Annotated in this window: 1 protein-coding gene and 1 pseudogene; both read left to right on the forward strand. The window is 40.6% G+C overall.

Going from position 1 to position 779, the window contains the following annotated elements; translation table 11 throughout:
* Positions 1-73: 73 nt before the first annotated feature.
* Positions 74-511 (forward strand): annotated as a pseudogene (locus CBG25_RS06175) (DUF2815 family protein); the annotation flags it as partial.
* Between the two features lie 71 nt (positions 512-582).
* A partial coding sequence (locus CBG25_RS06180) for a hypothetical protein (RefSeq protein WP_290604058.1) occupies positions 583-779 on the forward strand: 197 nt, incomplete at its 3' end.

The following is a 779-nucleotide window of genomic DNA, read 5'->3' on the forward strand; positions in this document are numbered from 1 at the left end:
CCCCTTGAACGACTTTGACGATGTGACCGAAGCGTCACTCGCTGATAAATCCATCTAATTAAAAGGTAACGTGATGAAAATCAAATTAAACAACGTACGTCTGGCTTTTCCTGAGTTATTTGAACCTTCTCAGTTTAGTGGTCAGGGCGCTTTCAGATACCGCGCCAATTTCCTTATTCCTAAAAGTCGTACTGAACTGATTAAGGAAATCAAAAAGGGGATTGAGGCGGTCATTAAGGAAAAATGGGGCGTAAAAGATATCGAAAAAATTTATAACAACATTTGCAACAATCCTAACCGTTTTTGCTTTCAGGATGGAGACAATAAGGAATACGACGGTTATGCCGGAAACATGTACCTCAGCGCCAGCAACAAATCTCGCCCGTCAGTCTTCGACCGTAATCTCTCACCTCTGACAGCGCAAGACGGTCGTCCCTACTCAGGCTGTTACGTTAACGCCACCATTGAATTTTACGCCTATGACAATAACGGTAAAGGCGTTTCAGCATCATTCACGAGTTTCGCAGTCTCTAAAAAAGAAGTATAAATTTAAAAACAAGAAAAAATCAGGATGTTCATATTTTGTCCGGTTATCCATGCATTAAAGATATCTATAAAATATTCTTGCAAGTAAGCAGTGTAAGATACTCTAGTTTGGCGTTATCAGAAGTCAGCCCATCGCCTTTATCTCATGACACGGTTAGCCGATGGTTAAAAAGTAGATGTTTCCGCCCTAAAGACCTATGGCGATTAGTTGAACCTTCTATAGACAAAAAAAG

The organism is Arsenophonus sp. ENCA, from assembly GCF_002287155.1.
Lineage (GTDB): Bacteria > Pseudomonadota > Gammaproteobacteria > Enterobacterales > Enterobacteriaceae > Arsenophonus > Arsenophonus nilaparvatae.